The sequence below is a fragment of the Burkholderia stagnalis genome (genome assembly GCF_902830275.1).
GTDB classification, from domain to species: Bacteria; Pseudomonadota; Gammaproteobacteria; order Burkholderiales; family Burkholderiaceae; genus Burkholderia; species Burkholderia stagnalis.
Map to the genome: position 1 here is coordinate 24,465 of NZ_CADESW010000023.1, position 16,570 is coordinate 41,034.

The 16,570-nt window shown below is 68.2% G+C and carries 18 protein-coding genes; 11 read left to right on the forward strand and 7 right to left on the reverse strand.

What is annotated here, in order from left to right; genetic code table 11:
• Positions 1 to 73: 73 nt before the first annotated feature.
• From purU to HWY45_RS29830, 5 genes are all read right to left on the reverse strand, one after another.
• Positions 74 to 958, reverse strand: a complete 885-nt coding sequence (gene purU, locus HWY45_RS29810) for a formyltetrahydrofolate deformylase (RefSeq protein WP_059566561.1) — start codon at positions 956 to 958, stop codon at positions 74 to 76.
• Between the two features lie 63 nt (positions 959 to 1,021).
• Positions 1,022 to 1,870, reverse strand: coding sequence for an NUDIX hydrolase (locus tag HWY45_RS29815; RefSeq protein ID WP_059566560.1), 849 nt, complete (start codon positions 1,868 to 1,870; stop codon positions 1,022 to 1,024).
• An 11-nt stretch (positions 1,871 to 1,881) separates the two neighbouring features.
• Positions 1,882 to 2,496 (reverse strand): LysE family translocator, encoded by a 615-nt coding sequence (locus tag HWY45_RS29820; RefSeq protein WP_017334249.1) that lies wholly within the window; start codon positions 2,494 to 2,496, stop codon positions 1,882 to 1,884.
• Between the two features lie 26 nt (positions 2,497 to 2,522).
• Positions 2,523 to 3,089 (reverse strand): adenine phosphoribosyltransferase, encoded by a 567-nt coding sequence (locus HWY45_RS29825; RefSeq protein WP_059803130.1) that lies wholly within the window; start codon positions 3,087 to 3,089, stop codon positions 2,523 to 2,525.
• Between the two features lie 76 nt (positions 3,090 to 3,165).
• Positions 3,166 to 5,172, reverse strand: a complete 2,007-nt coding sequence (locus HWY45_RS29830; RefSeq protein WP_059803460.1) for a monovalent cation:proton antiporter family protein — start codon at positions 5,170 to 5,172, stop codon at positions 3,166 to 3,168.
• Positions 5,173 to 5,298: 126 nt separating this feature from the next.
• Between HWY45_RS29830 and kdsD the strand changes: the two genes are divergently transcribed.
• The 11 genes from kdsD (at position 5,299) to HWY45_RS29885 (ending at position 14,554) form a co-directional block, all read left to right on the forward strand.
• Positions 5,299 to 6,282 (forward strand): arabinose 5-phosphate isomerase KdsD, encoded by a 984-nt coding sequence (gene kdsD / locus HWY45_RS29835; protein ID WP_059566558.1) that lies wholly within the window; start codon positions 5,299 to 5,301, stop codon positions 6,280 to 6,282.
• The gene (locus HWY45_RS29840) at positions 6,282 to 6,818 is read left to right on the forward strand and encodes a KdsC family phosphatase (RefSeq protein ID WP_059566557.1); all 537 of its coding nucleotides are present in this window, start codon (positions 6,282 to 6,284) and stop codon (positions 6,816 to 6,818) included. The genes kdsD and HWY45_RS29840 overlap by 1 nt, the downstream gene beginning before the upstream one ends.
• 3 nt (positions 6,819 to 6,821) lie before the next feature.
• Positions 6,822 to 7,436, forward strand: a complete 615-nt coding sequence (gene lptC / locus HWY45_RS29845; RefSeq protein ID WP_059566556.1) for an LPS export ABC transporter periplasmic protein LptC — start codon at positions 6,822 to 6,824, stop codon at positions 7,434 to 7,436.
• Positions 7,437 to 7,456: 20 nt separating this feature from the next.
• Positions 7,457 to 8,122 (forward strand): lipopolysaccharide transport periplasmic protein LptA, encoded by a 666-nt coding sequence (lptA, locus tag HWY45_RS29850; RefSeq protein ID WP_059566555.1) that lies wholly within the window; start codon positions 7,457 to 7,459, stop codon positions 8,120 to 8,122.
• Positions 8,119 to 8,895 (forward strand): LPS export ABC transporter ATP-binding protein, encoded by a 777-nt coding sequence (gene lptB / locus HWY45_RS29855; protein WP_059566554.1) that lies wholly within the window; start codon positions 8,119 to 8,121, stop codon positions 8,893 to 8,895. The genes lptA and lptB overlap by 4 nt, the downstream gene beginning before the upstream one ends.
• Positions 8,896 to 9,038: 143 nt before the next feature.
• Positions 9,039 to 10,541, forward strand: a complete 1,503-nt coding sequence (locus tag HWY45_RS29860; protein WP_059885326.1) for an RNA polymerase factor sigma-54 — start codon at positions 9,039 to 9,041, stop codon at positions 10,539 to 10,541.
• Positions 10,542 to 10,697: 156 nt separating this feature from the next.
• Complete coding sequence (hpf, locus tag HWY45_RS29865) at positions 10,698 to 11,066, forward strand: ribosome hibernation-promoting factor, HPF/YfiA family (protein ID WP_017334258.1); 369 nt, start codon at positions 10,698 to 10,700, stop codon at positions 11,064 to 11,066.
• Between the two features lie 218 nt (positions 11,067 to 11,284).
• Positions 11,285 to 11,797: a PTS sugar transporter subunit IIA gene (locus tag HWY45_RS29870; protein ID WP_059566552.1), complete on the forward strand. Its 513-nt coding sequence runs from the start codon at positions 11,285 to 11,287 to the stop codon at positions 11,795 to 11,797.
• Between the two features lie 136 nt (positions 11,798 to 11,933).
• Positions 11,934 to 12,902, forward strand: coding sequence for an HPr(Ser) kinase/phosphatase (gene hprK / locus HWY45_RS29875; RefSeq protein WP_010090664.1), 969 nt, complete (start codon positions 11,934 to 11,936; stop codon positions 12,900 to 12,902).
• A gap of 75 nt (positions 12,903 to 12,977) precedes the next feature.
• Positions 12,978 to 13,889, forward strand: a complete 912-nt coding sequence (gene rapZ, locus HWY45_RS29880) for an RNase adapter RapZ (protein ID WP_059566551.1) — start codon at positions 12,978 to 12,980, stop codon at positions 13,887 to 13,889.
• Positions 13,890 to 13,915: 26 nt separating this feature from the next.
• On the forward strand, positions 13,916 to 14,554 hold the full coding sequence (locus HWY45_RS29885; RefSeq protein WP_059803140.1) for an LON peptidase substrate-binding domain-containing protein: 639 nt from the start codon (positions 13,916 to 13,918) through the stop codon (positions 14,552 to 14,554).
• Positions 14,555 to 14,575: 21 nt separating this feature from the next.
• Here HWY45_RS29885 and mutY read toward each other — a convergent pair whose 3' ends face one another.
• Positions 14,576 to 15,679 carry an A/G-specific adenine glycosylase gene (mutY, locus tag HWY45_RS29890; protein ID WP_059885324.1) on the reverse strand — a complete coding sequence of 368 codons (1,104 nt, stop codon included), beginning with the start codon at positions 15,677 to 15,679 and terminating at the stop codon, positions 14,576 to 14,578.
• Positions 15,680 to 15,704: 25 nt separating this feature from the next.
• Positions 15,705 to 16,535 carry a bifunctional DNA-formamidopyrimidine glycosylase/DNA-(apurinic or apyrimidinic site) lyase gene (gene mutM, locus HWY45_RS29895; RefSeq protein WP_059885322.1) on the reverse strand — a complete coding sequence of 277 codons (831 nt, stop codon included), beginning with the start codon at positions 16,533 to 16,535 and terminating at the stop codon, positions 15,705 to 15,707.
• Positions 16,536 to 16,570: the final 35 nt, after the last annotated feature.

Genomic DNA, 16,570 nt, shown 5'->3' on the forward strand with positions numbered 1-16,570 from the left:
GCCGCACGCGACGAAAAAACGCCGCGCCCGTTGCCGGGCGCGGCGTTGTCGTTTTCGGGCTGCGAGCGTCGGCTCAGCGGAACACGACGGTTTTCGTCCCGTTCAGCACGATGCGGTGCTCGACGTGCCACTTCACCGCGCGCGCGAGCGTCACGCACTCGACGTCGCGGCCGATCGCGGTCAGCTGGTCCGGCGTCATGCTGTGGTCGACGCGCTCCACTTCCTGCTCGATGATCGGGCCTTCGTCGAGGTCGGTCGTCACGTAGTGCGCAGTCGCGCCGATCAGCTTCACGCCGCGGTCGAACGCCTGGTAGTACGGCTTCGCGCCCTTGAAGCTCGGCAGGAACGAATGGTGGATGTTGATCGCGCGCCCGGCGAGCTGCTTGCACAGGTTCGGCGACAGGATCTGCATGTAGCGCGCCAGCACGACGAGGTCGGCCTGGTGCTCGTCGATCACCTCCAGCACGCGCGCTTCCTGCGCGGCCTTCGCGGCGTCGGACGAGCCGCCGACGAGCGGGAAGTGATGGAACGGAATGTCGTAGCTCGCGGCGAGCTGGTAGAACTCCTTGTGATTCGACACGATCGCCGGAATCTCGATCGGCAGCTGGCCCGTGCGGTAGCGGAACAGCAGGTCGTTCAGGCAATGGCCGATCTTCGACACCATGATCACGACGCGCGGCTTTACCGCCGCGTCATGCAGCTCCCAGCGCATCGCGAACTGCTCGGCGAGCGGCGCGAACTGCGTGCGCAGCGCGTCGAGCGTCGTCGCGGCGTCCGCGCCGTTGCCGTCCTGGTCGAAATGCACGCGCATGAAGAATTCGCTGGTGCGGCTGTCGCCGAACTGCGCCGAATCGAGGATGTTGCTGCCGCGCTCGAACAGGAAGCCCGAGACCGCGTGGACGATGCCGTGCCGGTCGGGGCACGACAGTTTCAGGATAAAGCTGTGATCGGCCGACATGACCGTTACTCCCTTCGTTTCCGTATTCGTGAAATGGCCCGCGCCGGGCCGCCGGACAGCCGCTCAGGCCACCGGCGCGAACAGCGCGTCGATGCCCGCCGCGTCGCCGGCGGCGAGCCAGCGGTGGCGCAGCAGCGTGTCGAGCATCGCGAGGCTCGCGTCCATCGTCGCCTGGCCGCCCCGCAGCCAGCCGATCACCTCGGGCACGCCGGCCAGCAGGTGTTCGGCGACCTCGCCGTCCTGGTTGTGCGGCGCGAAGTCGCGCGGCAGCGGCAGGTCGTAGACGAAGATCAGTTCGGACTGCGTCCCTTCCGGCAGCGAGCAGAGCACCTGCACCGCGCGGCCCGCGATCGCGCGCGCCGCCAGCTCCGGCGGAATGCCCGCTTCCTCCCAGCACTCCTTGGCCAGCGTCTCGTGAACGCCGAGGCCCCAGCCGATGCCGCCCGCGACGACGTTGTCGAGCATGCCGGGGTCGGTCGCCTTGGTCGCGCTGCGGCGGCCGAGCCACATCCGCGGCGCGTCCGATGGAGCCGCATATTCTACGATGCCGTTCAGGTGCACCGCATAAGTCTGCGTGCCGAAGAAGCGCGACGCGGCCCGCTCGATGTACGCGAGCGGCGGATCGTCGAAGCGGTTGCGGATCGCGTAGATCTCGTCGCGCCAGCCGGGAATCGCGCCTTCGGCCGCGAGCGCGCCGATCGCGCTCGCGAGCGCCATGCTGCGCGCGTCGACCGTGTCGTAGCGCTCGGACAGCACGACGCGGTCGTCCGACAGCTCGAACACGTCGGGCCAGCGGGCAAGCCGCGCGACGTCGGCACGGCGCACCCAGCCCACGGCCACGCCGTCGATCACGAAACGCAGGTGCGCGGCCGGGTCGAAGCGGCGCGCGGCGGCAATGCAGGGAAACGTCATCGGCCGCTCCGTCAGTCCTTCAGCGCGACGCGGATGCCGATCGCGATGAACGTCGCGCCGGCGATCCGGTCGAGCCACACGCCCGCCTTCGGCCGGCGCTTCAGCCACGTGCCGATCGCGCCGGCGCACACGCCGAACAGCGAGAAGACCACGGCCGTCTGCAGCATGAACAGCGCGCCGAGTTCGAACATCTGCAGCGTCACGGGCTGCGCGCCGTGCGGATCGACGAACTGCGGCAGGAACACGACGAAGAACAGCGTGACCTTCGGGTTCATCAGGTTGCCGATCACGCTCTGGCGGAAGATCGACCACAGCGGCTGCGGCGCGCGCTCGTGCGCGGTGGCGAGGCCCTGGCTGCGCAGCGCCTTGATGCCGATCCAGATCAGGTACGCGGCGCCCGCGAGCTTCAGGATCTGGAAGGCGACCGGCGACGAGCGCAGCACCGCCGCGACGCCGAGCGCCGCGAGCGTCGTGTGGAACGTCACGCCGGCGGCAAAGCCGAGCGCGGCGACGAGGCCGGCCGCGCGGCCTTGCGAGATGCCGCGCGCGAGCACCTGCAGGTTGTCCGGGCCGGGCGCGAACGTGATCGCGATCGACGTGGCGAGAAACAGCATGAAATTCGGCATCGTGGCCTCGCTGGGTGGGCCGGCGCTCAGTGGCCGGAGAACTCGGTAACCGTGTACACGGGCAGTCCTGCATCGCGCAGCAGCGCCGAGCCGCCGAGATCCGGCAGGTCGATGATCGCCGCGCCCTCGACGACGACCGCGCCGAGCCGCTGCAGCAGGTTGCGCCCCGCCATCATCGTGCCGCCGGTCGCGATCAGGTCGTCCATCACGATCACGCGGTCGCCGGGCCGGCACGCATCCTCATGGATCTCGACGGTCGCGCTGCCGTATTCGAGCTCGTACGACTCGCGCTGCGTCTTGTACGGCAGCTTGCCGACCTTGCGGATCGGCACGAAGCCGACGCTCAGCTCGTACGCGACGATCGGCGCGATGATGAAGCCGCGCGCGTCGAGGCCCGCGACGTAGTCGAGCTTCGCGTCCACATAGCGCTCGACGAACAGGTCGACCAGCACGCGCAGCGCCTTCGGGCTCTGCAGCAGCGTCGTGATGTCGCGGAACTGCACGCCCGGCTGCGGCCAGTCCGGCACCGTGCGGATCTGGCTGTGGATGAAGGCGGCGGGATCGAGCGGCGCGCCCGACGACGAATGCGGCATGGAATTCTCCGAAAAAAACGGTGCGCGATATTTCGGGCACCGTTTTGAAAATACGGGTCAGGTTATGAATCGCTGCTCACGCGGCGGCGGCCGGCGGGTCGCGCCGGTGGCGCGACAGGCGCTCCTCCGCGAGCGCCAGCGCTTCGGGCAGCCCGCGCAGCACGACGATGTCGCTCGCGCGCAGCTTGGTCTGCGGGTCCGGCTCGACGCCGCGGATGCCGTGCCGGCGGATCGCCGTGACCTCGAGCCCGAGCGCGAACAGCCCGATCTCCTCCAGCGAGCGCCCGACCGCGTCCGCGCGCGCATCGACCGGCACCGATTGTAGCCGCACCTGCTCGTGGTCGTCGTCGTCCGCGTCGTCGGCGCCGCGGAAGTAGCCGCGCAGCAGGCTGTAGCGTTCGTCGCGCATCTCCTCGACGCGCCGCACGACCTTGCGCATCGGCACGCCCACCAGCACCAGCGTATGCGACGCGAGCATCAGGCTGCCCTCGACGATTTCCGGGATCACCTCGGTCGCGCCGGCGGCGAGCAGCTTCTCGAGATCGGCGTCGTCCACGGTGCGCACGATCGCCGGCAGCGTCGGCTCGAGTTCGTGCACGTGGTGCAGCACGCGCAGCGCGGACGGCGTGTTCGCATAGGTGATCGCCACCGCCGCCGCGCGGTGGATACCGGCCGCGAGCAGCGACTCGCGGCGCGCCGCGTCGCCGAACACGACCGATTCGCCGGCCGCCGCGGCCGCGCTCACGCGGTCGGGGTCGAGGTCGAGCGCGACGTACGGAATGCCTTCCTGCTCGAGCATCCGCGCGAGGTTCTGGCCCGCGCGGCCGTAGCCGCAGATGATCACGTGGCCGCGCTGCTTGAGGCTTTGCGTCGCGATCCGCGTCATCTGCAGCGACTGCTGCATCCATTCGGTCGACGACAGCCGCATCACGATCCGGTCGGCGTTCTGGATCAGGAACGGCGCGGCGAGCATCGACAGCAGCATCGACGCGAGGATCGCCTGCAGCAGCGTCGAATCGACGAGGTGCCGGTCAAGGATCAGGTTCAGCAGCACGAAGCCGAATTCGCCGGCCTGCGCGAGGCCGATGCCGGTGCGCATCGCGACGCCCGGCGTCGCGCCGAACAGCCGCGCGAGCCCCGCGATCATCGTCCCCTTGAACAGGATCTGCCCGATGAAGAAGCCGATCACGAGGAACGGATGCTCCCAGATCACGCGCGGATCGAGCAGCATCCCGGTCGTCACGAAGAACAGGCCGAGCAGCACGTCGCGGAACGGCTTGATGTCCTCTTCGACCTGATGGCGGAACGGCGTCTCGGAAATCAGCATCCCCGCGATGAACGCGCCGAGCGCGAGCGACAGGCCGAACTTGTCGGTGAAGAACGCGGCGCCGAGCGTGACGAGCAGCAGGTTCAGCACGAACAGCTCCTGCGAGCGGCGCCGCGCGACCACGTTGAGCCAGCGCGTCATGAAGCGCTGCCCGACGATCAGCAGCAGCGACAGCGCGATCACGATCTTGACGGCCGCGAAGCCGAGCGTCAGCGCGAGATCCTTCGACGATTCGGCGCCGAACGCGGCAATCACGATCAGCAGCGGCACGACCGCGAGATCCTGGAACAGCAGCACGCCGAAGATGTTGCGGCCGTGCTCGGTCTCGATCTCGAGGCGCTCGGCGAGCATCTTCGACACGATCGCCGTCGACGACATCGCGAGCGCGCCGCCGAGCGCGACGCTGCCCTGCCACGTGATGTGCACCCAGTGCTCGAACAGCATGCCGAGCAGCACTGCGAGCGCGAGCGTCGCGACCACCTGCAACAGCCCGAGGCCGAACACGAGCCGCTGCATCGCCCGCAGCTTCGCGAGCGAAAACTCGAGGCCGATCGAGAACATCAGGAACACCACGCCGAATTCCGCGAGATGCTCGGCCCGCTCGAGGTCGGCCGCCACGCCGAACGCGTGCGGGCCGACCACGATGCCGACGGTCAGGTAGCCGAGCATCGGCGGCAGGTTCAGCGAACGGAACACGACGACGCCCACCACTGAAGCAAGCAGCAGCAGGAGCGTCATTTCGAGGGGGGACATCACGGGCAAAGCGTCCTCGTTCGTCGGGGCCACGGCAAAGCGGGCGCGGCATGGTGGCGGGAGACAGGCGCCTTCGGACGAGTCCGAAGGGCCGGCGCGGCGAACAAACGCCTTTGCTATACTCCGCGCATGATAGCGAAAATCAATGATGACCGGGCGCTCGCGCTCGCCCGCGACGTGCTCGACATCGAGGCGGACGCCGTGCGCGCGCTGCGCGACCAGCTCGACGGCGGCTTCGCCCAGGCCGTCGCGCTGCTGCTCGGCTGCCGCGGTCGCGTGGTGGTGTCCGGAATCGGCAAATCGGGGCATATCGCCCGCAAGATCGCGGCCACGCTGGCCAGCACCGGCACGCCGGCGTTCTTCGTGCACCCGGCCGAGGCCAGCCACGGCGACCTCGGGATGGTGACGGCGGACGACGTGTTCATCGGCATCTCCTACTCCGGCGAGTCGGAAGAACTCGTCGCGATCCTGCCGCTCGTGAAGCGGATCGGCGCGAAGCTGATCGCCATCACGGGCCGCGCGGAATCCAGCCTCGGCACGCTCGCCGACGTGAACCTGAACGCCGCGGTGTCGAAGGAAGCGTGCCCGCTGAACCTCGCGCCCACCGCGAGCACGACCGCCGCGCTCGCGCTCGGCGACGCGCTCGCCGTCGCGGTGCTCGACGCGCGCGGCTTCGGCTCCGAGGATTTCGCCCGCTCGCACCCGGGCGGCGCGCTCGGCCGGCGCCTGCTCACCTACGTGCGCGACGTGATGCGCACCGGCGACGAAGTCCCGCTCGTCGGGCTCGACGCGACGCTGTCGGACGCGCTGTTCCAGATCACCGCGAAGCGGATGGGCATGACGGCCGTGGTCGGCGCCGACGGCAAGGTCGCCGGCATCTTCACGGACGGCGACCTGCGCCGCGTGCTCGAACGCGACGGCGATTTCCGCAAGCTGCCGATCGCCGACGTGATGACGCGCCAGCCGCGCACGATCGGGCCGGACCATCTGGCGGTCGAGGCGGTGGAACTGATGGAGCGCCACCGGATCAACCAGATGCTGGTGGTCGATGCCGACGGCGCGCTGATCGGCGCGCTGAACATGCACGACCTGTTCTCGAAGAAGGTGATCTGATGACCGCTCCGCTGTCCGCGGCCGAACGCGCGAGCCGCGTGAAGCTGATGATTTTCGACGTCGACGGCGTGCTGACCGACGGCGGCCTGCTGTTTACGGCCGCCGGCGATGCAATGAAGTCGTTCAATTCGCTCGACGGCCACGGCGTGAAGCTGCTCGGCGAAGCCGGCATCGCGACCGCGATCATCACCGGCCGCCGGTCGGAGATCGTCGCCGCGCGCGCGAAGGAAATGAAGATCGCGCACCTGTTCCAGGGCGTCGAAAACAAACTGACCGTGTTCGCGGAACTGACCGCGTCGCTCGGCCTCGCGCCCGACGCATGCGGCTACATGGGCGACGACTGGCCCGACCTGCCGGTGATGCTGCGCTGCGGCTTCGCCACCGCGCCGGCGAACGCGCACCCCGAGGTGATCGCGCGCGCGCACTGGGTGGCCGAGGCCCGCGGCGGCCACGGCGCGGTGCGCGAGGCCTGCGACGCGATCCTGCGCGCGCAGCGCCGCTACGACGCGCTGCTCGCGCAAGCCTGCGGAGCCTGACGGATGAACCCGCATTTCCGCTGGACCCAGTTGCTGCCGCTTGCCGCGGTTGCCGCGCTCGCGGCCATCACGTGGTGGCTGCTGCAGGCGACGCTGCCGCAGCCCGGCGACGGCGCCGCGCAGCCGAAGCGCCACACGCCCGACTACTTTGCCGACAACTTCTCGGTGACGGAACTCGACCAGTCCGGCACGACCCAGTACCGGCTGACGGCGGACAAGCTGATCCACTACGAAGACACCGAATCGAGCGACCTGACCGACCCGGCGATGCGCGCGTTCCAGCCCGGCAAGCCGGTCGTGACGACCACCGCGAAGCGCGGCACCGTCAACGGCGACGTGTCGATCGTCGACCTGTACGACAACGCGCGCATCCTGCGCGCCGCCGGCGGCGGCGATCCGCAGATGCAGGCGGATTCCCAGCATTTCCGGATCCTCGTCAATGATGATGTGATCCAGACCGAAAAGCCGGTTAAACTTCAGCGCGGCCTGTCGCTCGTCAACTCGACCGACGGCATGAAGTACAACAACGTCACCCGGGTCATCGAGCTCTACGGCAACGTGCGTGGCACGATCGCCGCGTCGGACGCGTCCGGCGGCTCGAAAGGTCAACCCAAGTAACTCATCCCACGCGTGACTGCATGAACGAATCGTTCCCGTGTCAGATTTACGGCGGCGCCCGGCGCGCTGCCCGCGCCGCGCTCGCCGCGACGCTCATCGCACTCCCGCTCGCCGGGCTGGCGCCGCTCGCCCATGCCGAAAAGGCCGACCAGGGCAAGCCGATCAACGTCGAAGCGGACAACCTGACCTACGACGACCTGAAGCAGGTCACCGTCGCGACCGGCAACGTCGTGATCACGAAGGGCACGATCGTCATCAAGGGCGATCGCGTCGAGGTGAAGCAGGATCCGGAAGGCTACCAGTACGCCACGTCGTACGGCAGCGGCAAGAAGCATGCGTCGTTCCGGCAGAAGCGCGAAGGCCTCGACGAATACATCGACGGCGATGCCGAGCGCATCGACTACGACGGCAAGCAGGATCTGACGACCCTCACGACCGCCGCGACCGTGCGCCGCCTGCAGGGCACGTCGACGATCGCCGACACCGTGCACGGCAGCGTGGTCACCTACGACGGCCAGCGCGACTTCTACACCGCGCGCGGCGGCAAGGACGTCGCGGCGCCGGGCAACCCGAACGGCCGCGTGCGCGCGATGCTGTCGCCGAAGAACGGCGGTCCCGGCGCACTGAACGGCGCGCCGGCCAAGCTCGCGCCGTCGAACACGCTCCAGGGGGCGCCGGGCCAATGAACGCGCTACCGAACCGCCAGCCGGCCGGCACCAGCAGCTCGCTCGTCGTCCGCAACCTGAAGAAGCGCTACGGCTCGCGCACCGTCGTGAAGGACGTGTCGCTCGACGTGAAGAGCGGCGAAGTCGTCGGCCTGCTCGGCCCGAACGGCGCCGGCAAGACCACGTCGTTCTACATGATCGTCGGGCTCGTGCCGCTCGACGCCGGCGAAATCTCGCTGAACGGCAGCTCGATCAGCCTGCTGCCGATCCACAAGCGCGCGTCGCTCGGGCTGTCGTACCTGCCGCAGGAAGCATCGGTGTTCCGCAAGCTCACCGTCGAGGAGAACATCCGCGCGGTGCTCGAGCTGCAGCATGGCGACGACGGCAAGCGCCTGTCGAAGGACGCGATCGCGAGCCGCACCGAAGCGCTGCTCGACGAGCTGCAGATCAGCCACCTGCGCGAGAATCCGGCGCTGTCGCTGTCGGGCGGCGAACGCCGTCGCGTGGAAATTGCCCGCGCGCTGGCGACCAACCCGAGCTTTATCCTGCTCGACGAACCGTTCGCGGGCGTCGACCCGATCGCGGTGCTCGAGATCCAGAAGATCGTCAAGTTCCTGAAGCAGCGCAACATCGGCGTGCTGATCACGGACCACAACGTCCGCGAAACGCTCGGCATCTGCGACCACGCGTACATCATCAGCGACGGCTCGGTGCTCGCGGCCGGCGCGCCGAGCGAGATCATCGAGAACGAAAGCGTGCGCCGCGTGTATCTCGGCGAACACTTCCGCATGTAACCCGCCGTCACGGACGCGCCCTGCCCGGCCATGCCGCGCGGGGCCGCGCCCCGTTTCGCCGCCGGGCCGGCGCCGCGCGCGTAATCGCGGATGCCCAATGCGGCTGGGTCGTGGCACACTCCGGGTATGACTCCCTCTCTGCCATGAAAGCCAGCCTCCAACTCCGCCTGTCGCAACACCTGGCGCTGACACCGCAACTGCAGCAGTCGATCCGGCTCCTGCAGCTGTCCACGCTCGAGCTCCAGCAGGAAGTGGCGATGGCGGTCGCCCAGAATCCGCTGCTCGAGAACGACGACGAATGGATCGCGAGCCCGCTGCGTGTCGCAGCGGACGGTTCGCTGATCGCGCAGACGCCGCCCGCCCAGAACACCGAGCCGGCATCGAACGGCACCAGCCAGGCCGGCGAGCGCGCGGAGCGCGACGAGCCCGCCGCCGCCGATGAATACGACGGCTATGCCGCGGGCGACAGCGGCGACGGCCCGCAATGGAATCTCGATGAATTCGGCCGCGCGAGCGGCGCGTCGGACGACGACGATCTCCCGCCCCTGCAGGTGCAGGAAGCGTCGACGTCGTTGCGCGACCACCTGTCCGCGCAGCTGCGCGTCACGCAGGCGGGGCCGCGCGACCGCGCGCTCGTGATGTTCCTGATCGAGTCGCTCGACGACGACGGCTACCTGACCGCGACGCTCGACGAAGTGCTCGCCGACCTGCCGGCCGAACTCGAGGTCGACTGCGACGAACTGAACGCCGCGCTCGCGCTGCTGCACAGCTTCGACCCCGCCGGGGTCGGCGCGCGCACGGCATCCGAATGCCTGAAGCTGCAGCTGCTGCGGCTCGATCCGTCCCCGACGCGCACGCTGTCGCTCGAAATCGTGTCGCAATACCTCGAGCTGCTCGCTGCACGCGACTTCACGCGCCTGCGCAAGCACCTGAAGGCATCCGACGACGCGCTGCGCGACGCGCACGCGCTGATCCGCTCGCTGGAGCCGTTCCCCGGCGCCGCGTACGGCAAGGCCGAAGCCGACTACGTCGTGCCCGACATCATCGTGAAGAAGGTGGGCCAGGGCTGGCAGGCGGAACTGAATCCGGAGGTCGTGCCGCGCCTGCGGATCAACAACCTGTACGCGAACATCCTGCGCAACAGCCGCGGCGATCCGTCGGCCGGATCGCTCAAGCAGCAGCTTCAGGAAGCGCGCTGGCTGATCAAGAATATCCAGCAGCGGTTCGATACGATCCTGCGTGTCGCGCAGGCTATTGTCGAACGTCAGAAGAATTTCTTTGCGCACGGTGAAATCGCCATGCGCCCCTTGGTTTTGCGGGAAATAGCTGATACGCTGGGCCTACACGAGTCGACTGTCAGCCGTGTGACAACCGGCAAGTACATGCTGACCCCGTTCGGGACGCTTGAATTTAAGTACTTCTTCGGATCGCACGTTTCGACCGACACCGGTGGCGCCGCCTCGTCGACGGCCATCCGTGCCCTCATCAAGCAACTGATAGGAGCAGAAGACCCAAAAACGCCACTTTCGGACAGCCGCATCGCCGAGCTGCTGGCAGAACAAGGATTCGTGGTCGCGCGCCGCACGGTTGCGAAGTACCGCGAAGCCCTCAAGATCCCGGCAGTGAATCTGCGCAAGTCTCTTTAAGCCTGCTGCCTGCCCGGCGGCAGGCGTGTTCCGGCCGCCGCGCATCGGCGGACAAGCCGGGCGACCTGTCCGCAATCAGCCGCATCGCGCGGCACGGGCAAGTCGACCGGATGCCGCATCGAAGCGGACAGGTGGTCATTCGCTTGGAGAAGCACTATGAACCTGAAGATCAGTGGACATCATCTCGAAGTCACGCCTGCAATTCGCGAATACGTGATCACCAAGCTGGACCGGGTGCTACGGCATAGCGATCAGGTGATCGATGGCACTGTGATCCTCTCGGTCGACAACCACAAGGAAAAGGACAAGCAGCAACGCGCGGAAATCAATCTGCATCTGAAGGGCAAGGACATCTTCGTCGAAAGCGCAAACGGCAACCTGTATGCGGCAATCGACCTGCTGATCGACAAGCTGGACCGTCAGGTCGTCAAGCACATGGAGCGCCTGCAAACGCATGCGCACGATCCGATCAAGCTCCAGCCGGCTGTCGAGCAGTTCGAGCAGATCGAACTGCCGCCGCAATAAGCGCTTTACCGCACCGCACGCCGCCCGGTTCGCCGGGCGGTTTTTTTTGTGTCCGGCGCCCGCGCGCCGGCCGCCCGGACGGCGCCGTACACGAGCCGCCACGTGCGCGCCATGCGCGCGGCTGTGTTCTATAATGCTCCGGTTATTGCCGGGGGGCGTTGGGTACGGTCGCCGTGCCTTGCAGGTCTCCATCGCCTAACGCCTTGATATCGCCAAACATGGAAAATCAGTCTGCCGCCGCGAGGAGACCCCAGGCCGCCCAATCGCCTGCCAACATGAATCGCCTAGCCAAAATCCTGCCCCTAGAGAACGTCGTCATCGACCTCTCCGTCACCAGCAAGAAGCGCGTCTTCGAACAAGCCGGGCTCATGTTCGAAAACCAGAACGGCATCGCCCGCAGCACCGTCACGGACAACCTGTTCGCGCGCGAGCGCCTCGGGTCGACCGGGCTCGGCGAAGGCGTCGCGATTCCGCACGGGCGCATCAAGGGCCTCAAGCATCCGCTCGCCGCGTTCGTGCGGCTTGCCGAGCCGATTCCGTTCGAAGCGCCCGACGGCCAGCCGGTTTCGCTCCTGATCTTCCTGCTCGTCCCCGAGCAAGCCACCCAGCAGCATCTCGAGATCCTGTCGGAAATCGCGCAGCTGCTGTCCGACCGCGACGCGCGCGAGCGTCTGCACAACGAAACGGATCGCTCCGAGTTGCATAGCCTGCTCACTCAGTGGCAACCTTGAGTTGATCCGGGCGGTACATTTTCCCGAACCAGGCGGCCCAGGCCGCCGCCCCGGGCCGCCCGGCGCCGGCCCGGCATGGCGACGCCCGTCGCCGCGCGCATCGGCTCATTGACCGGCCCATTGGAGTGACGGAGTCATGGATACGTCCAGCATCAACGCCCAGAGCATCTTCGACGACAACGCCGCCACGCTTAAGCTCAGCTGGCTGACGGGGCATGAAGGCTGGGAGCGCGGTTTCTCCGCGGATACCGTCGCCAACGCGACGTCGAGCGCCGACCTCGTCGGCCACCTGAACCTCATTCACCCGAACCGGATCCAGGTGCTCGGCGAGGCCGAGATCGACTACTACCAGCGCCAGACCGACGAGGATCGCTCGCGCCACATGGCCGAGCTGATCGCCCTCGAGCCGCCGTTCCTCGTCGTCGCCGGCGGCGCCGCGGCCCCGCCCGAGCTGGTGCTGCGCTGCACGCGCTCGTCCACCCCGCTGTTCACGACGCCGATGTCGGCCGCCGCGGTGATCGACAGCCTGCGCCTTTACATGTCGCGCATCCTCGCGCCGCGCGCGACGCTGCACGGCGTGTTCCTCGACATCCTCGGGATGGGCGTGCTGCTCACGGGCGACTCGGGCCTCGGCAAGAGCGAACTCGGCCTCGAGCTGATCAGCCGCGGCCACGGCCTCGTCGCCGACGACGCGGTCGACTTCGTGCGTCTTGGCCCCGATTTCGTCGAAGGACGCTGCCCGCCGCTGCTGCAGAACCTGCTCGAAGTGCGCGGCCTCGGCCTGCTCGACATCAAGACGATCTTCGGCGAAACCGCGGTGCGGCGGAAAATGAAGCTGAAGCTGATCGTGCAGCTGGTACGGCGCCCCGACGGCGAATTCCAGCGCCTGCCGCTCGAAAGCCAGACCGTCGACGTGCTGGGTTTGCCGATCAGCAAGGTCACGATCCAGGTCGCGGCCGGCCGCAACCTCGCGGTGCTCGTCGAGGCGGCGGTGCGCAACACGATCCTGCAGCTGCGCGGCATCGACACGCTGCGCGACTTCATGGACCGTCAGCGGCTCGCGATGCAGGATCCGGACAGCCAGTTCCCCGGCAAGCTCGTGTAACCCTCACCGGCCGATCGCGCGGCGCGGGCGCGTCGTGCCGGTGCTATGATGAAACGTCAGGAATCTCTGCCCCCCATGCGCATAGTTCTCATCACCGGCATTTCCGGCTCCGGCAAGTCCGTTGCGTTGAACGCCCTGGAGGACGCGGGCTACTACTGCGTCGACAACCTGCCGCCGCACGTGCTGCCCGAGCTGGCCCGCTATCTGGCCGACGAAGGCCGGCAGCATCGGCTCGCGGTCGCGATCGACGCGCGCTCGAGCGCATCGCTCGACGAAATGCCCGGCCTGATCCGCGCGCTGTCGCGCGATCACGACGTGCGCGTGCTGTTCCTCAATGCAAGCACCCAGGCGCTGATCCAGCGCTTCTCCGAAACGCGCCGCCGCCATCCGCTGTCCGGCTCGCCGTCGCACGATGCCGACGTCGGCCTGCTGTCGTCGCTCGAGGAAGCGATCGAGCGCGAGCGCGAACTGGTCGCGCCGCTTGCCGAATTCGGCCACCAGATCGACACCAGCAACCTGCGCGCGAACGTGCTGCGCACCTGGGTCAAGCGCTTCATCGAGCAGAAGAACGACGCGCTGATGCTGATGTTCGAATCGTTCGGCTTCAAGCGCGGCGTGCCGCTCGACGCGGACCTGATGTTCGACGTGCGCGCGCTGCCGAACCCGTATTACGACCATGAGCTGCGCCCGCTCACCGGGCTCGACCAGCCGGTCATCGCGTTTCTCGACGCACTGCCGATCGTCCACCAGATGATCGACGACATCCATGCGTTTCTAACGAAATGGCTGCCGCACTTCCGCGAGGACAATCGCAGCTACCTGACCGTCGCCATCGGTTGCACCGGCGGCCAGCATCGCTCGGTCTTCATCGCGGAAACGCTCGCCTCGCGCCTCGCGAACCAGGCGAACGTGATCGTGCGGCATCGTGACGCGCCGGTGGATGTCGGCGCGTCGTCGCGGCTCGTGACCGAGGTCGAAAGACCGTAGCGACGCCGCTTCCCCGTCAGCGCGCCATGTCCTCTCTCTCTACCACCCTGCTCGACCTGCCGCTGTTTCCGCTGCATACGGTGCTGTTTCCGGGGGGCGTGCTGCCGCTCAAGGTGTTCGAGGCGCGCTATCTCGACATGTCGCGCGCGTGTCTGCGCGACAACGCGCCATTCGGCGTCTGCCTGCTGAAAAGCGGGCCGGAGGTCGCGCAGGAAGGCGCGGTGTCGGTGCCGGAAACGATCGGCTGCATGGCGCGCATCGTCGAATGCGACACCGGCGAATTCGGGATGCTGTTCCTGCAGGCTATCGGCACGCAGCGCTTCGAGCTGCTGTCGTATCGCGTCGAGGCGAACGGGCTGCTCGTCGGCATCGCGGAGCCGCTGCCCGACGACATCCCGCTCGAGGGCGAGCAGGCGCTCGCGCAGTTCGGCGCGTGCGCCGAGGTACTGGAGCGCATCATCGAAGCGCTGAAGCAGAAGAACGAGCCCGACAAGCTGCCGTTCTGCGAGCCGTTCCGGCTCGACGATCCGAGCTGGGTGTCGAACCGTCTCGCCGAACTGCTGCCGCTCGACCTGCGTGCGCGGCAGAAGCTGATGGAGTTTCCCGACGTCGGCGCGCGCATCGACGCCGTGCATCACGTGCTGAACCGGCACGGCTGGCTCTGAGCGCCGCACCGGCCGCGCGCGTTACAGCAGCGACCCGCTCAGCGCATCGAGCAGCTTGCGCACCGGCGCGGGCACGCCGTACGCGTCGAGTCCGCTCAGCGGCACCCATGCCGTCTGCGCATCCTGCGCGACGCATTCGCCGCCGCCGTTCCCCATCTCGCTCAAGCGCGGCTCGATCTCGAGCTTGAAATGCGTGAACGTGTGCGTCAGCGGCGCGAGCGGCACCGGGCCGCCGCCGCCGAAACCGCGCGCGCGATCGGCGAGCGCGGCATCGCCGTCGGCTTCCGGCAGGCTCCACAGCCCGCCCCAGATGCCCGCCGGCGGGCGCCGCTCGAGCAGCACCGCATCGCCGTCGCGCAGCACCAGCATCCAGGTCTTGCGCGTCGGCACCTTCTTCTTCGGCCGAGCGGCCGGCAATTCGCGCTGCCGGCCGGTGGACTGCGCGACGCAATCCCCCGCGAACGGGCAACGTGCGCAATCCGGCTTGCCGCGCACGCACAACGTCGCGCCGAGATCCATCAGCCCCTGCGTGTATGCGCTCACGTCGGCCGCGTTCGCTGCATCGGGCAGCAACGATTCGGCCAGCGCCCACATGTCGTTTTCGACGCGCTTCTCGCCCGGAAAACCTTCGACGCCGAACACCCGCGCAAGCACGCGCTTCACGTTGCCGTCGAGGATCGTCGCGTGCGCGCCGAACGCGAACGACGCGATCGCCGCGGCGGTCGAGCGGCCGATGCCGGGCAGTTCGGCGAGCCCGTCCGGCGTCGACGGAAACGCGCCGCCGTGCTCGGCCGCCACGACCTGCGCGCAGCGGTGCAGGTTGCGCGCGCGCGAGTAGTAGCCGAGGCCCGCCCATAGCGCCATCACGTCGTCGATCGGCGCGGCCGCGAGCGCGGCGACGTCCGGAAAGCGTTCGAGAAAGCGCAGGTAATAAGGCACGACGGTCGATACCTGGGTTTGCTGCAGCATGATTTCCGACAGCCAGATGCGGTACGGGTCGCGCGTGTTCTGCCACGGCAGGTCGTGGCGCCCGTGCGTGCGCTGCCACGCGATCAGGCGCGTGGCGAACGTGCGGTGCAGCGGTGTGACGGGAAAGGGAGCGGGGGCGGTACGAGGCGGCTTCAAGATGGCAAGTGGGTGGCGAAAGGTTTCAACGCTGGCACGTCGGGCAATAGTAGGTCGAGCGCTGGCCCTGCACGATCTGCCGGATCGGCGTGCCGCATACGCGGCAAGGCTGGCCCGCGCGATCATAGACGAGGCAGTCGAGCTGGAAGTAACCGCTCTCGCCGTTGCTGCCGACGAAATCGCGCAGCGTGCTGCCGCCGCGCTCGATCGCGTCGGCGAGCGTCGCGCGCACCGCATCCGCAAGCCGCTCGTAGCGCGGCAGCGATACCTTGCCGGCGGCGGTGGTCGGCCGGATGCCGGCGCGGAACAGGCTCTCCGATGCATAGATGTTGCCGACGCCGACGACGATGTCGCCGGCCAGCAGCGCCTGCTTCACTGCCACCGTGCGCCCGCGCGTGCGCGCATGGAGCAGCGCGCCGGTGAACGCCGGCGAGAACGGCTCGACGCCGAGGCTCGCGAGCAGCGGGTGCGCATGCACGTCGCCGGCCTCGCGCGGATGCCACAGCACGGCGCCGAAGCGGCGCGGATCGCGAAAGCGCAGCACGAATTCGTCGAAGATCCAGTCGATGTGGTCATGCTTCGCCGCGGCGGGCGGCGTGCCTGCCGTCGGCAGCACGCGCAGCGTGCCGGTCATGCCGAGATGCACGATGAACCAGCCGGCGTCGACTTCGAACAGCAGGTACTTGCCGCGCCGCTCGACACCGAGCACCTCGCGCGCGCGCAATTGCTCGGCGAGCCCGGCCGGCACCGGCCAGCGCAGCATCGCGGTGCGCACGTCGACACGCTCGACGCGGCGGCCGGCGACAAAGGGTTCGATACCCCGGCGGGTGACTTCGACTTCTGGCAACTCTGGCATGTTCTGCGGGTCTCAATGCGGACAGACACGATCGT

What these genes read in the sequence shown, in the direction of transcription:
- HWY45_RS29825 (WP_059803130.1), bottom strand. Translation starts at nt 3,089, where the DNA reads ATGCCGCATTCGTCGTCGGGCGCGCCGCTCGATCCCGCCGCCTTCATC.
- hpf (WP_017334258.1), top strand. Translation starts at nt 10,698, where the DNA reads ATGAACCTGAAGATCAGTGGACATCATCTCGAAGTCACGCCTGCAATT.
- rapZ (WP_059566551.1), top strand. Translation starts at nt 12,978, where the DNA reads ATGCGCATAGTTCTCATCACCGGCATTTCCGGCTCCGGCAAGTCCGTT.
- hprK (WP_010090664.1), top strand. Translation starts at nt 11,934, where the DNA reads ATGGATACGTCCAGCATCAACGCCCAGAGCATCTTCGACGACAACGCC.
- purU (WP_059566561.1), bottom strand. Translation starts at nt 958, where the DNA reads ATGTCGGCCGATCACAGCTTTATCCTGAAACTGTCGTGCCCCGACCGG.
- HWY45_RS29840 (WP_059566557.1), top strand. Translation starts at nt 6,282, where the DNA reads ATGACCGCTCCGCTGTCCGCGGCCGAACGCGCGAGCCGCGTGAAGCTG.
- mutM (WP_059885322.1), bottom strand. Translation starts at nt 16,535, where the DNA reads ATGCCAGAGTTGCCAGAAGTCGAAGTCACCCGCCGGGGTATCGAACCC.
- HWY45_RS29815 (WP_059566560.1), bottom strand. Translation starts at nt 1,870, where the DNA reads ATGACGTTTCCCTGCATTGCCGCCGCGCGCCGCTTCGACCCGGCCGCG.
- HWY45_RS29820 (WP_017334249.1), bottom strand. Translation starts at nt 2,496, where the DNA reads ATGCCGAATTTCATGCTGTTTCTCGCCACGTCGATCGCGATCACGTTC.
- lptA (WP_059566555.1), top strand. Translation starts at nt 7,457, where the DNA reads ATGAACGAATCGTTCCCGTGTCAGATTTACGGCGGCGCCCGGCGCGCT.
- HWY45_RS29870 (WP_059566552.1), top strand. Translation starts at nt 11,285, where the DNA reads ATGGAAAATCAGTCTGCCGCCGCGAGGAGACCCCAGGCCGCCCAATCG.
- HWY45_RS29885 (WP_059803140.1), top strand. Translation starts at nt 13,916, where the DNA reads ATGTCCTCTCTCTCTACCACCCTGCTCGACCTGCCGCTGTTTCCGCTG.
- lptC (WP_059566556.1), top strand. Translation starts at nt 6,822, where the DNA reads ATGAACCCGCATTTCCGCTGGACCCAGTTGCTGCCGCTTGCCGCGGTT.
- lptB (WP_059566554.1), top strand. Translation starts at nt 8,119, where the DNA reads ATGAACGCGCTACCGAACCGCCAGCCGGCCGGCACCAGCAGCTCGCTC.
- kdsD (WP_059566558.1), top strand. Translation starts at nt 5,299, where the DNA reads ATGATAGCGAAAATCAATGATGACCGGGCGCTCGCGCTCGCCCGCGAC.
- HWY45_RS29860 (WP_059885326.1), top strand. Translation starts at nt 9,039, where the DNA reads ATGAAAGCCAGCCTCCAACTCCGCCTGTCGCAACACCTGGCGCTGACA.